14 protein-coding genes are annotated in these 13,862 nt (G+C 47.5%); 7 read left to right on the forward strand and 7 right to left on the reverse strand.

The window, feature by feature from the left end; all coding sequences use genetic code 11:
* Positions 1 to 12: 12 nt before the first annotated feature.
* From C1H71_RS01270 to C1H71_RS01290, 5 genes are all read left to right on the forward strand, one after another.
* Positions 13 to 1,668: a methyl-accepting chemotaxis protein gene (locus tag C1H71_RS01270; protein ID WP_130104953.1), complete on the forward strand. Its 1,656-nt coding sequence runs from the start codon at positions 13 to 15 to the stop codon at positions 1,666 to 1,668.
* A gap of 240 nt (positions 1,669 to 1,908) precedes the next feature.
* Positions 1,909 to 2,445 carry a chemotaxis protein CheW gene (locus tag C1H71_RS01275; RefSeq protein ID WP_130104954.1) on the forward strand — a complete coding sequence of 179 codons (537 nt, stop codon included), beginning with the start codon at positions 1,909 to 1,911 and terminating at the stop codon, positions 2,443 to 2,445.
* Complete coding sequence (locus tag C1H71_RS01280) at positions 2,446 to 3,321, forward strand: CheR family methyltransferase (protein WP_262488367.1); 876 nt, start codon at positions 2,446 to 2,448, stop codon at positions 3,319 to 3,321.
* Positions 3,322 to 3,325: 4 nt separating this feature from the next.
* Positions 3,326 to 4,402, forward strand: coding sequence for a protein-glutamate methylesterase/protein-glutamine glutaminase (locus tag C1H71_RS01285; protein WP_130104955.1), 1,077 nt, complete (start codon positions 3,326 to 3,328; stop codon positions 4,400 to 4,402).
* A 7-nt stretch (positions 4,403 to 4,409) separates the two neighbouring features.
* The gene (locus C1H71_RS01290; RefSeq protein ID WP_130104956.1) at positions 4,410 to 5,612 is read left to right on the forward strand and encodes an EAL domain-containing response regulator; all 1,203 of its coding nucleotides are present in this window, start codon (positions 4,410 to 4,412) and stop codon (positions 5,610 to 5,612) included.
* Between the two features lie 10 nt (positions 5,613 to 5,622).
* On the opposite strand, the gene C1H71_RS01295 is transcribed toward C1H71_RS01290, so the two are convergent.
* Positions 5,623 to 6,573 carry a D-2-hydroxyacid dehydrogenase gene (locus C1H71_RS01295; RefSeq protein ID WP_130104957.1) on the reverse strand — a complete coding sequence of 317 codons (951 nt, stop codon included), beginning with the start codon at positions 6,571 to 6,573 and terminating at the stop codon, positions 5,623 to 5,625.
* Between the two features lie 99 nt (positions 6,574 to 6,672).
* On the opposite strand from C1H71_RS01295, the gene C1H71_RS01300 reads away from it, so the two are divergent.
* Entirely contained in the window at positions 6,673 to 7,224 is a 552-nt protein-coding gene (locus C1H71_RS01300) for a DJ-1 family glyoxalase III (protein WP_130104958.1), read from the forward strand.
* A gap of 482 nt (positions 7,225 to 7,706) precedes the next feature.
* Here the strand turns inward: C1H71_RS01300 and C1H71_RS01305 are convergent, their stop codons facing one another.
* The 5 genes from C1H71_RS01305 to C1H71_RS01325 form a co-directional block, all read right to left on the reverse strand.
* Complete coding sequence (locus tag C1H71_RS01305) at positions 7,707 to 8,522, reverse strand: CheR family methyltransferase (RefSeq protein WP_130104959.1); 816 nt, start codon at positions 8,520 to 8,522, stop codon at positions 7,707 to 7,709.
* A gap of 41 nt (positions 8,523 to 8,563) precedes the next feature.
* A complete protein-coding gene (gene ubiD, locus C1H71_RS01310) occupies positions 8,564 to 10,087 on the reverse strand; it encodes a 4-hydroxy-3-polyprenylbenzoate decarboxylase (protein ID WP_130104960.1) in 1,524 nt (507 codons plus the stop codon).
* 25 nt (positions 10,088 to 10,112) lie between these two features.
* A complete protein-coding gene (locus C1H71_RS01315) occupies positions 10,113 to 10,925 on the reverse strand; it encodes a D-hexose-6-phosphate mutarotase (RefSeq protein WP_188053480.1) in 813 nt (270 codons plus the stop codon).
* A 129-nt stretch (positions 10,926 to 11,054) separates the two neighbouring features.
* The gene (locus C1H71_RS01320; RefSeq protein WP_130104962.1) at positions 11,055 to 11,474 is read right to left on the reverse strand and encodes a MaoC family dehydratase; all 420 of its coding nucleotides are present in this window, start codon (positions 11,472 to 11,474) and stop codon (positions 11,055 to 11,057) included.
* 42 nt (positions 11,475 to 11,516) lie between these two features.
* Complete coding sequence (locus C1H71_RS01325) at positions 11,517 to 12,392, reverse strand: dienelactone hydrolase family protein (RefSeq protein WP_130104963.1); 876 nt, start codon at positions 12,390 to 12,392, stop codon at positions 11,517 to 11,519.
* 404 nt (positions 12,393 to 12,796) lie between these two features.
* On the opposite strand from C1H71_RS01325, the gene C1H71_RS01330 reads away from it, so the two are divergent.
* The gene (locus C1H71_RS01330; protein ID WP_130104964.1) at positions 12,797 to 13,609 is read left to right on the forward strand and encodes an enoyl-CoA hydratase-related protein; all 813 of its coding nucleotides are present in this window, start codon (positions 12,797 to 12,799) and stop codon (positions 13,607 to 13,609) included.
* Here C1H71_RS01330 and C1H71_RS20525 read toward each other — a convergent pair.
* Positions 13,590 to 13,757: a hypothetical protein gene (locus tag C1H71_RS20525; RefSeq protein ID WP_188053482.1), complete on the reverse strand. Its 168-nt coding sequence runs from the start codon at positions 13,755 to 13,757 to the stop codon at positions 13,590 to 13,592. The two genes, C1H71_RS01330 and C1H71_RS20525, sit on opposite strands and share 20 nt — an antisense overlap.
* Positions 13,758 to 13,862 lie beyond the last annotated feature (105 nt).

Raw genomic sequence — 13,862 nt, forward strand, 5'->3', positions numbered from 1 at the left:
TAGGAGATCATCATGAACTGGTTTCATAGTTGGAAAGTAAGCAGCAAGCTCATAGTTTCATTTATTACTGTGCTAGCACTACTGCTGGGGGTGGCGTTTCTGGGTTATTCATCCACCAGTAAAACCAACGAGTTGATTGGCGAGATGTACGCCAATCAACTCACCCCCATTAAAGATATCGCCAATGCAAATATGCAGGCGATCTACATCAACCGCGCGCTTTACCGCTACGTATTAGAAACCAACCGCAGCGATATGGAAGCCACCGAAGCACGCATGATGAAGTTTGAAACGGAGATGGTTCGGCTGCTGGATAAATACCGCAAGACTGAGCTCACCCCCATAGAAATCGATGCACTGAAGCGTTTTGATGCCTCATGGCCTCCCACTAAAGAAGCCGCCAAAGAAGTGATGCAACACTCCTATGCAGATAACGGGGATGGCAAAGAAAACAAAATCGCTTTTGATATCCTGACCAAAAAAGCCAGACCCTTATTTGATAAATCAGATGACATCCTTACCGAGCTGGTGGAGATCAATTCAAAACTAGCAGACGACGCACTAGGCCAAAGCAAAAAAACCTTTGAAGGCACGGTAAAGGAAATTGCCTTTGTCTCTGGCGTGGCCATTTTGCTTGGGATATTTCTAGCCCTTTTAGTCACCCGTAGCATCCAGCGCCAATTGGGGGGCGATCCATCCTACGCTATGGGTATTGTGGCCCGTGTTTCTGATGGTGATTTAGCCGTGCCGATCCGCCTAAGCGCCAATGATGATTCCAGCCTGCTGGCCTCCATCAAGGGCATGACCCACCGGCTATCTGGCACGCTTACAGAAATTGGCTCGATGGCCAATGCCATTACCAGCGCCTCGGAACAAGTTTCATCCTCGGCCAATTCTTTATCGCAAACCTCTTCCGAGCTAGCCGCAAGCGTAGAAGAAACCAGCGCTTCGATCGAACAAATGACCGCCACCGTTACCCAAAATGCCGACAACGCAAGGGTAACGGAAAGCATTGCTTCTAAATCTGCCGGTAGCGCCACCGAAGGCGGCAAGGCCGTTAGCGATATGGTGCACGCCATGAAGGAAATCGCCTCGCGCATCACCGTTATCAATGATATTGCCAACAAAACCGACCTACTTGCCATCAATGCCGCGATTGAAGCCGCCCGCGCAGGCGAGCATGGCAAGGGCTTTGCCACCGTGGCCGTTGAAGTGCGTAAATTGGCCGAGCGCTCACAAGTGGCCGCAAAAGAAATCGGCGATTTAGCCGGTAGATCCGTTGGCGTTGCCGAACGTGCAGGGACTTTGCTGCAAGAAATGCTGCCGGGTATTGATCAAACAGCCACACTGGTGCAGGAAATCTCCGCCGCATCGCGCGAGCAGCGTGGCGGCATTGATCAGATTAATGTGGCCGTTACCCAAATCAATGGCGGCATGCAATCTTCCGCAGCTTCCGCCGAAGAGCTCAGCTCTACCTCAGAAGAGCTCAGCGCCACGGCCATGCAATTGCAGGAGCTACTACAGCAATTTAATTTACGTGGCAGCAAAAGTACCCGGCGTAGCAGCGCTCACACTCTCGTCCGTCGAGCGGTCGTACCTATTCCTTCCAATCACTACGATGAAGACTTGGATGATGATGTAGATGACGATAAGTTCAGCAAATACTAGCAGCCTGTCGGCCTTAAGCGATCGTAGCGAGGGAAAGACCGGTTTGAGACAGATTTAGCGAATTTTTGAGGCGAATAGCTGGCTATTCAACGAGAAAATGCGTGAAATATGGCCAAATCCGGCTTTTCCGTAGTAGATCAGTCTTAAGTCCGACAGGCTGATAGGGTCTGTTGACGTTTCATACACAGCTGCGTTTGGCCCAGTTTTGGGGCTAAACCCGAAGGGCTGAGGAGAAGAACCATGAAAGAGCGTCTTGATGCTAACGATGCAAAGCACACCAACAAGTTTCACTGCGTCACCTTTATTTTGGGGGAAGATCTGTTTGGGATACAGATTAATTTCATCCGTGAAATCATCGAATTTGAAGGGATTACCCACGTCCCAATGATGCCTAATTTTGTAAGGGGCATTATTAATCTACGTGGCTCGGTGGTGCCGGTGATTGATCTCTCCGTGCGTTTTGGCCGTGAGCTAACCGTGCTTAAGCCCTCTACCTGCGTGGCGATTCTCTCTTTACCGGGGCTGGAAGGCTATTCTGAGGTGGGCATTTTGCTAGATGCGGTGTGCGAGGTATTAGAGATTCCTATGGAGGATATTGACCCGACCCCCACTTTTGGCGCGCGCATTCGTGGCGATTTTATTCAAGGCATCGCCACCATTGAGGAGCGTTTTGCCATTTTACTGAATGTGCAACGTGCGCTATCGGTGGCCGAACTGAGCGCCATGGCCGAATCCGTAATGCAGCTGCATTTTGCCGATGACACCGAGGTGGCTTAATTGACAGATGCCGCTTCAAAGAAAGACCAGCATCAATTTGATACAGGTCCTACTCTTAATCAGATGGAGTTCGAGCAATTTCGCCACTTTATTTTTTCTGAGGCGGGCATTGATATGCCGCCCAGCAAGCGGGCGCTCATTCAATCTAGATTGGCGGTTAGATTACGCGAGCTAGAGCTCAATAGCTTCAGCGCTTATTGGCAAAAGTTACAACACCCCAGTGGCGCAGCTGAACGGCAAAAAGCCATTAATCTGCTTTCTACCAATGAAACTTATTTTTTCCGCGAACCCGATCATTTCACTTGGCTACAGCAGCACGTTATTGAGCTATCCAAACATGGTAATCGGCATATTAAAATATGGTCCGCAGCCTGCTCTACAGGGGAAGAAGCCTATACGATTGCAATCGTGCTAGCCGAAGCACTTGGCATCAATGGCAATTGGCAACTTTTTGCCTCTGATATCAACACACGCGTTACCGCGTTTGCCAAAAGAGGCGTTTACCCATTAGAGCGCGCCAAGAAAACCCCGCCTCATCTATGGCAAAAATATTTTTTACGTGGCCGCGATGAATACAGCGGCCAAGTTCGCATGGTTCCCCAATTAATCAAACGAATTAATTTTTTCAATCTAAACTTACTGCAAAGCGATGCGTATCAGCAATCTGGGTTTGATATTATTTTTTTACGTAATGTGCTTATTTATTTTAATGAAGAGACAAAATTAAAAGTATTGGGCAATTTATGCCCTAAGATTATAAATGGCGGCCATTTATTAATTAGCCATGCTGAAACAATACGTAATAAAGAACTACCCTTATTTATGGATGGCCCTTCACGTTACTGCGTAAATCAACCTTTTAACCCACACCGGTGACCCTATGGGCATTAATGTTTTAATCGTTGATGATTCTGCTGTAGTACGAGAGATCCTGACTCAGGTGCTGGATGCTGCGAGTGATATTAAGGTGCTTGCCGCCGTGCCAGATCCAATTTTTGCCATGCAAAGAATGAAAATACAATGGCCTGATGTGATTGTGCTTGATATTGAAATGCCGCGTATGGATGGCCTTACCTTTCTACGCCGCATTATGGGCGAGCGCCCCACCCCCGTTGTGATCTGCTCATCTCTTACAGAACAAGGCGCCGATATCACTATGGATGCGATGTCAGCGGGTGCAGTCTCTATCGTCACAAAACCTACCCTTAATCTCAAAACCTTTTTGCAAGGTGCGGGCAATGATTTAGTACAAGAAGTGCGTGCCGCTGCCGCCGCCAGAATGAGCTCGATGCGGCCATTCAAGACCCAGCATGATAGATCCATGCCCGGCCCAAAACTCACTGCGGATGCCATACTGGAAGCACCATCGGGTAAAACGATGTTTCGTACTACCGATAAACTGATCGCAGTGGGTACATCTACTGGCGGCACACAAGCGCTGGAATTTATACTCCCTAAATTACCCACCAATTGCCCTGCAATGGTGGTGGTACAACATATGCCTGAGCAATTTACCCGTGCATTTGCCGAACGCTTAAACCGTATTTCGGAGGTGGAAGTTCTTGAGGCAAAAGATGGCGCAAGACTGATGCCTGGCCTTGTATTGATTGCGCCTGGCGGCCGACATTTACTAGTAAAACGCAGCGGCGCACAATATATCGCCGAGGTAAAAGACGGCCCGCTGGTTTCTCGGCATCGCCCATCAGTGGATGTACTATTTCGCTCTGTTGCCATTAGCGCAGGCAGCAATGCCCTAGGAGTGATTATGACGGGGATGGGGGATGATGGCGCGCGCGGCCTGCGTGAAATGCACGATGCTGGCGCACGTACCTTGGCCCAAGATGAAAAAACTTGCGTCGTATTTGGCATGCCCAAAGAAGCCATTGCCCATGGCGGCGTGGATGAAGTTGTTTCTCTAGCACAAATTGGGCAAACACTGGCAGCGCAACGGAGTTAACACCACCATGCCTCATTTAGAAAAATGGCGTAACCGTATTGCCTTAGTGGTGGATGACTCCCCAAGCCATTGTCTGGCGGCCGTTGAATACCTCACAGATATTGGTTTTGCCCACGTCTATGTTGCGCAAGACGGCAAAGAAGCCTTAGATATCTTACAAACAATTGAGCATGTTGACTTTATTTTGACCGATTTAAGAATGCCTGGCATGGATGGCATTGAATTTCTGGGCTGCTTGGCTAAGGCATCCAAACAGTATTTTATTTCTGTGATGAGCGAAGTACCACGCGATGTGCTAGATACCGTGCAGGGCATTGCAGATGCCTCCAGCCTAGAATTATTAGCCGTGATGCAAAAGCCGCTCACGCCTGAATCGATCTGTACCCTACTCAAAAAATCCAACCCAAACTTACAAACCAGTAACACCATTTGGCCACTTTTTAACTTTAGCACTGATGAAGTCTCTCTTGCGCTGGATGCGCACGAATTACATTTCTATTTTCAACCCAAGGTCACAATTGTTAATAAAAAACTCATAGGATTTGAAGCGCTGGCCCGCTGGCTACATCCAATACACGGCGTACTGCCACCGATTGCTTTTATTCATCATGTGGAACATGGAGAATTAGCCCTGCGCTTTTTTTATGACTTAGTCGGCGCAAGCTGCGATATGTTAAAAAAATTGCATACGGTGGCCGGCGGCATTCATTGCTCTATTAATTTACCCGTTCCTTTATTAGATCGCCCAGAGCTGGTAGATAAAATGCAGTCAATTGTTGAAGCCAAAGGCATTGAGAGCAGATTCATTATTGTTGAAGTCACCGAAACCACTTTAATGTCAAATCTAGCCACCTCTCTAGGGGCTTTAGCAAGGCTGAGAATAAAAGGCTTTGGCGTAGCGATGGATGATTACGGCTCAGGTTATTCTTCCATGAAACAATTATCCCGCTGCCCCTTTACCGAAATAAAAATTGATAAAGAATTTGTGCATGACACAGTACATCGCCCAAAGAAACTTGCTATTTTGACTTCGGCTATTTCTATGAGCCAACGCCTTAATCTAAAAGTAGTCGCAGAAGGCGTTGAAACAGAAGAAGATTGGAATCAATTATCCGCCTTGGGCTGCGATATTGCCCAAGGCTACTTTATTAGCAGACCTATCCCTGAAGAAAAAGTTTTGGCATGGATTGCCCTATGGCAATCCCCATAGCAAAATAAAATCAAACCAAAGTATTACTTGGCTCACCCGCTAAAAAAGCATCAATATTATGTATCAGCTGATCGGCCAATTGCTGCATGGTAAAGCGCCCTGCCCATGCAATATGCGGGGTAATAATTAAATTAGGTAACTCAATATCTAATAAAATATTACCATTTCGTGGTGGCTCCTCAATCAGCACATCCAAGCCCGCCCCACCTATATATCCTGCCTGCAAAGCCTTTAATAACGCCGCCTCATCCACCAAACCGCCTCTTGCGGTATTAATTAATACCGCATCGTTTTTCATTAACGCTAATTCAGCCTCAGCAATTAAATGCCGTGTTTCTGTATTGAGCGGGCAATGCAAACTAACAATATCAGCCAGCCCCAAGGCTTGATTAAAGGGAATATAACCCTCACGCGTTACGCTCGCATTTTTTCTCTCGGCAAATAACACATGCATGCCCAAGGCCCTCGCCAAGCCCGCCATGGCTTGCCCTAATGCGCCAGAACCCACAATCACCAAAGTACTGCCCGCCAAATCTTGTATCGGCGCAGAAAAATGACAAAAACTCTGCGCTTGTTGCCATTTACCTGCCAGTACATCAATGCGATAAGTGAGTAATTGCCGGCGCAAGGCCAGCATCAACATTAAGGCATGCTCAGGAACTCCAGATAAAGCGTAATCACGAATATTACAAACACGGATACCCCGCGCTTTACACGCTGCCAAATCAATCTGGTTATAACCGGTTGCGGCAACCGCAATCATTTTTAAATTTGGGCAGGCTGTAATCGTTGCCGCCGTAATGGGGACTTTATTGCTAATCGCAATTTCTGCATTTTGTAATCGCCCCGCCACATCAGCAGCAGCCGTATTGGCATATTCCTGCCATTGATGTTTGGCTTTTAAGGGGAGTAAAGTGAGGGGTAATGAATCTCTGTCTAAAAATACAATTCTTGGCAACATAAATAATCCCATATTAAAAACCCACGCCTTGTTCTGCGCAAGCGGAAGATGATCAAGCAAATAGCAGAGCACTTACATTTTCTATAAAGGTAAAAAACCATGCATCAAGTCGATATTTTTCTTGCCCCAGGTTTTGAAGAAATAGAATTAGTAACGGTGGTTGATATTCTACGCAGAGCCAATATCAATACCCGCCTAATTGCTGTGGCAGACCATACCGCAGTTATGGGGGCACACCAAATCACCTTAGAAGCGGACATAACACTGGCTCAAGCCGACAATGACACACAGATGTTAGTGCTACCCGGCGGTGGGCCTGGCACACAGGCAATGATGGCCTCTGTAGAGTTAATCAGCCGGCTTAAAGCCCATTTTGCCGCAGGCCGCCCCATTGCCGCTATTTGCGCGGCCCCAATGGTGTTAGCCAAAGCAGGCCTACTTAGAGAAAATAAAGCCACATGTTTTCCCGGCTGCGAAGCCCCATTGCTCGCTGCAGGAGCCATCATTAGTGGCGGCGATGTCATTGTAGATGGTCTTATCACCACATCTCGCGGGCCTGGTACGGCTGCTGCATTTGCTTTTGAGCTGGTCCGCCAAATTAAAGACGAAGCCATTTCCCAAGCACTGCGCACAGAAATGCTATTTGATTAAACGTATATTTATGCAGCAAAATAAAATAAGGCACAGCCCACAAAACACATAAAAATCACGAATAGATACCACACTAGGGTCTGTTGACGTTTCATTCGCCATTGCGCTGAGTCGGAAAACGGCCAGGCACAAGGCATGTGACGAAGGCAATAACGGGTTATTGTCGAGGAGCATAACGCAGTGAATGGCCATTTTCCGGCTCAGCCCTTCGGGTTTAGCCCATTTTTGGGGCTGCACGGCGTTAAAAATCGCTCATGGTACTCGTACCATGTCGCCATTTTCTCCTTGTTCAGCCCCAAAACTGGGCCAAACGCAGCCGCGAATGAAACGTCAACAGACCCTAGAACAATAACCATGCATATTGCATTTTTAGTACAGAGGATTGCTTGCTGTGGCCGCGCTGCCTTCTGTAATATCAACACTAAAGCAATCATCGTAAAAAAACCCACAACATGCTTGTGGGTTTTTATTGTTTTCGCTCATTACACCAGCTCATAAACCGTTTTACCACGCAATTTAAACAGCTGCGCAGCGTGATATAGGTTTTCCGAATGGCCTACTACCAATAAACCCGATGATTTCATTTGCGGAGCAAAGCGCTCTAAGATTTTAAACTGGGTTGGCTTATCAAAATAAATCATCACATTGCGGCAAAAGATCACATCATAGGGGCCACGAATTGCCCATGTGGCTTCAACTAAATTCAGCCGCTTAAATGTAATCATATCGCGCAATTCTTGTTTGGCCTGATAGTGACCATCTGCCATTTTATCAAAAAAACGCTTAACTCTTTGTGGGCCTAAACGCTCAACTTCTTCCCCTACATAAATCCCCAAGCGCCCCGTTTCTAGCACATTGGTATCTAAATCGGTTGCGATGACTTTGACTGGCGGATGCATGCTATCAAACGCTTCGCAGGCCGTCATTGCAATACTATATGGCTCTTCGCCGGTACTGGAAGCCGAAGACCAAACATTTAAGGTGCCAGCGCTACGATGAGCCAATAAATGCTCAGCCAGAATCGGGAAATGATGCGATTCCCGGAAAAACGAAGTGAGATTAGTTGTTAAAGAGTTAGTAAATAGCTCAAATTCTTTGCTATTGCCGCGCTCTAAAACCTGCAAATATTCATTAAAAGTATGCATACCCAACGCCCGTAGGCGTTTGGCTAAACGGCCGTAAACCATATCTTGCTTAGCAGGAGATAAGGCAATACCTGCGTAGTTATAAATTAACTTACGCACCTTTTCGAAGTCTTGCTCCGTAAATTGGAATTCACGAGAAGGTGTAGGCAGCATGGTCATCCTTTAAGCTTAATTTCTTTAAAAACAATAAGACGTTATAGCCCCAAATCAGGCCAAATGGCATCGATACGTGATTTAACTGCATCGTCCATCGCAATCGTTCTACCCCATTCACGGCTGGTTTCACCTGGCCATTTGTTAGTGGCATCCAAGCCCATTTTGCCACCTAGCCCCGATATCGGCGAAGCAAAGTCTAGGTAATCAATCGGCGTGCTTTCTACCAAAGTCGTGTCTCTAACTGGATCCATACGGGTGGTCACTGCCCAAATGACTTCTTTCCAATCCCGAATATCAATATCGTCATCCACCACCACAATAAACTTGGTGTACATAAATTGCCGCAAGAACGACCACACCCCAAACATCACCCGTTTAGCGTGCCCAGGATAGGATTTCTTAATCGAAACAATTGCCATCCGATAACTACATCCTTCAGGCGGCAAATAGAAATCAGCAATTTCGCTAAACTGCTTTTGCAAAATGGGTACAAACACTTCATTTAAAGCCACGCCAAGCACTGCAGGTTCGTCTGGTGGCTTGCCGGTATAGGTACTGTGGTAAATAGGATCTTTACGCGTGGTGATGCGCTCTAGGCTAAATACGGGGAACCAGTCTTTTTCATTGTAGTAACCGGTGTGATCGCCATACGGGCCTTCCAACGCATATAAATAGCCACCCACTTCTTTTAGCGGAATACCCGCTTCGCTCACGCCGCTAAAGCCTAGCTCTGCAGGCTGAATATGCCCTTCTAAGATGATTTCTGCCCGTGCAGGCACTTGCAAGTCAGAGCCTATACACTTCACTAGCTCGGTTTTTGAACCCCGCAACAATCCAGCAAATTGATATTCCGACAAGGTATCGGGCACAGGTGTTACCGCACCAAGGATCGTGGCAGGATCACAGCCTAATACCACCGCAATCGGAAAAGGCTGGCCAGCATTTTGCTGCGCATGCTCACGAAAATCCAAAGCGCCGCCGCGATGCGCTAGCCAGCGCATAATCACCTGATTGCGACTAATCACCTGCTGGCGATAAATGCCTAGATTTTGGCGCTTTTTATTAGGGCCACGCGTCACCACCAAGCCCCAAGTAATCAGCGGGGCGACATCTTCTGGCCAGCAGTGTTGGATGGGAATACGCGCTAAATCTACATCAGCCCCTTCCCAAACTACTTCTTGGCATGGGCCATGCTTGACTTCCTTAGGCGACATGCTGAGTACTTGTTTTAAGAGCGGCAGCTTATCCCAAGCATCGCGCAAGCCTTTAGGTGGCTCTGGCTCTTTTAGATAGGCCAAGGTTTTGCCAATTTCACGTAGGGCGCTAATATCCACAGCCCCCATGCCATTTGCCACCCGAGTAGGCGTGCCAAACAAATTGGCCAGTACCGGCATGCTATGGCCAGGTACGTTTTCAAACAATATCGCTGGCCCTTCGCTGCGCAAAGTACGATCACAAATTTCGGTCATTTCTAAATAGGGAGAAACCGGCACGGTAACCCGCTTTAATTCGCCCCTTTGTTCCAGCTGAGAAATAAAATCACGCAGATCACGGTATTGCATAAAGAAACCTATAAAAAAACAGCCACTACTCGGATAGCGTCATTGAGGCGCGATAAACACCGCCAGCAGCAATGGATACTGCATTATCTAAAACATCGCCACGCTCAACACAAACAAAACCATGATAATGCTCGGCCCCTACATCCGCCATTTTAGCGGCACCTTCCCAAGGATTCCAAACAATCGCCGAGTGCGTATCGCTGACTATTTTAATCTGCCCAGCGCTATGCTTTATCACTTGTTCAGCAGGCACATCTAGATACACCCGATCAGTCAGCGCTTGCACACTTAAATCACCCTCTTGCAGTAAGCGTGGCCGGCCATCTAGCAAGGTATCCACGTAAGTGCACAGGCCTAAGCCGCTAATAACAACATCTTGTACATCAGGCACGGCTAAGTAGCTGTGGAATGCTTGCGAAAAGAGCGCGGCGGTATCACTACGATTTTCAACACTTAGCTGCAAACTAAGCGTGCGGCCAACGATCACTTCTAAGCGGAACAAACAAGCATGCGGCCATAGCGCACGGGTTGCGGCAGAGTCAGCCAGCTCCAGCGCAATTTTAATCGCACCATCGCTAAGGATTTCTACCTCTAACACATCCCAATTAGACACCCGCGCAAAACCATGCGAAGGCAAACCGGAAGGATGAGCACCAAACCAAGGCATGCAAAGTGGAACCCCCCCTCTGATCGCTTTACCTTGTGCAAATACCGCCTTGGGTGAGCGCCATAGCAGCTCACGCCCGCCTTTAGCTTTAGGAATAAAAGACAGCAAATGCGCACCTTGCAAAGCAATCACTGCCGAGCCTAATTCACCTTCAATTTGCAGCAATGGCAAGCCAGGCTCTTCCCCCCATATAAATCGACCGAGGAACACAAACTGATTTCAGGGATAGCCGCCAACAAGGTGGCCAGATTTGCTTGCATAGATAAACTCCTTGTTATTCAGTACGCCCATAGCCAGTGGCTACTGTGGACGACGCGGCACCCACACCAAGGCATCGCCATCAATCACTTTTTCGCCCCGTACCCAACATTCAGTCATTAAACGCACACGTTGTTTTTCTTGAAACAACTCTAAAACAGTCACTAAAGCCGTTACTGTGTCACCGATTTTAACTGGCTTTAAAAACTTTAAATTTTGGCCCATATAAATGGCCCCAGCACCCGGCAAGCGCGTTCCAATGACGGTAGAAATCAAACTGGCACTCAGCATGCCGTGGGCAATCCGGCCTTCAAAGCGTGTTTTTACCGCGTACTCTTCATCGATATGCATAGGATTATTGTCGCCAGAAATACCAGCGAACAAAACCACATCCGTTTCAGTGATGGTCTTACGATATTCAGCACTTAATCCTAAAGCTAAGTCTTCCATGCAGTAATTCATATTCACCCCTGTAAATTAAGATAATTTGAAATCATTGAATCACTAAGGCCCAGTGTTTTTTCCTACACCCGTACCAGAATGGCGAAACAAAGAGGGTGTGACCACCGGCATACGATTTAAATCCAGCCAAGGCGATAACCACTTAAAGGTACGTCTGTATGCATCTGAGCTAGCATCGGGATTAAACGCAATCACTACCCTTGATGCGCCCACCACCATCCGTTTTACCACATCAGGCTTTAAGCTGGCGTTGTCAAAATCATGAAAAGCATCTGGATAAGTGATTAAACGAAAAGTGGGTTGATCTGCTTTTGCCACTAAGGCTCGACATGGCTCGGCGGGGGTCCAATCATCCTCTTCCCCCACCAGCATCAGCAAGGGCGCGGTGACTTGGTATTTATCGCGTAGCAAATAAGAGCTACATGAGGGGAAAAACGCCACGCCAACGCGAACCGATGGCAGCTTTTGCCCTAGCAAAGATAAAACAGCACTAGCGCCATGCGACCAGCCAATCACGCCTAAGCGATCACCATCAATTTCCTTGCGGGTTTTTAGCCATTCCAACGCATGCCGTGCATCTTCTGCACGCATTTTAGGGCTTAAGGTGCGCTTACTGAGCGGCACACTGCATAGCTCCAGCAAATCCCGCCCGCCAAAGCTATCAAGCATCAAGACGGCGTAGCCTTTTTCCTGCAAAAGGCTCGCCATCCGCTCTGGCCTTGGATTTAGCCCTGTTGTTTGCCCCATACCGTTGCAGCCATGCAAAAGCACAACCGCGGCAGCAGGCCCAGCATCAGGAAAAGGAGGGGGAAGGTATTTTGCAGACAAGGTGATTTCTGCACCGGGAATGAGTACACGCTCAGCCCGAACAGGCAAAGCCAGCATACTCAACAAACAAGACCAAAATATAATTCGCATCGGACCAAGGAATCAAAGAACCTAACAATAAAATTTGCCTTTAAATCGATGCAAGAGCATCCAAAGAAAACCAGCAAGGCAAAACACCATATCAGCACAGCTACTTTTATCACGAATGCAAAAAGAATTAAGCCATCTTTTACTCTTTGAAAACAAACAAAGAAAGTAAAAACCTCGTCTTCATTCATTAATCAATCTAGGAAAATTACTGGAAACTGGCCTAAGAAACGTAATAAGGACCATCCCTGCATCCCATAACCTCCCATCAGCCCAGAGTGGCGCGCACTCTACCACATGCAACTGAACTTGACTAAGCTGACTCGCCTTAACGCTTGCCTCTGCAGTCTGCCTTAGTTTATTTACAAATTTTAATACTAACAACGCAATTTCATTAAGGAGTCGGGATGAGCGACACAATACACACCCATTTCAGCCATGGCATTGCTACTATAACGCTCGCAAGACCTGAGCTGTGTAATGCCTTTGATGACATGTTAATTGCAGAGCTCACCGCCACTCTTGCTGCATTCGGGCAAAACTCCAACTTACGCGTCGTTGTGCTATCAGCCGAAGGCAGCACCTTTAGTGCAGGTGCAGACTTAAGCTGGATGCACCATTCCACCCAATTTGATCAACATCGCAATTTTGAAGATGCACTCAGGCTTGCCCGCCTCATGCAAACACTTGAGCGGCTACCCGTGCCCACGATTGCTCGTATTCAAGGCCCCGCCTTGGGGGGAGGGGTTGGTTTGATTGCTTGCTGTGATTTAGCCGTGGCCACTAGCGATAGTTGGTTTCGTATCAATGAAGTGCGGCTAGGCTTAATCCCCGCCGTTATTGGGCCTTATATCATAGGCAAAATTGGCATCAGCGCAGCAAGGCGCTATATGCTGACAGCGGAGCAATTTGACTGCCACACTGCACTGCAATTGGGATTGGTACACGAGGTAAAACAGAATATCGAGGAAATGGATGCGCAAGTACAGGCTTGGATAAACGAGTTACTACAAAATAGCCCACATGCACTCACTGCAGCCAAAAGGCTAATTACATCCGTAGTACATCGCCCTATTGATGATGCGATGATTTCTGATACCGCACACCGTATTGCACACATCAGAACCCATGAAGAAGCACGTGAAGGCGCGGCCGCCTATTTGGGCAAACGCGCCCCTTCATGGCACATCAATCGAAACGCTAAGCTAAATGGCGAGTAACTGAAACCCTCGCACATTCAGACTCAGCAACACTGAGCAGTTGCAAACTAGGCAGGTTAAAGGGGCGAAGAAATTCATCTCTAGTTGCGAGGATATCCACGGTTTCTAGCTCTGCGCTTCCGTCTTCCATCTTGAATACGGTGATCATGGCAATATCTCCTCAGGTCATAAGCAAGAATATAAGTCCATTGCTTATTAGTAATATCGGCATGTCAGTAAGAAAATACAATCCTAATTATCAAAAAACGGCAAG

The sequence above is a fragment of the Iodobacter fluviatilis genome (assembly GCF_004194535.1).
GTDB classification, from domain to species: Bacteria; Pseudomonadota; Gammaproteobacteria; order Burkholderiales; family Chitinibacteraceae; genus Iodobacter; species Iodobacter fluviatilis_A.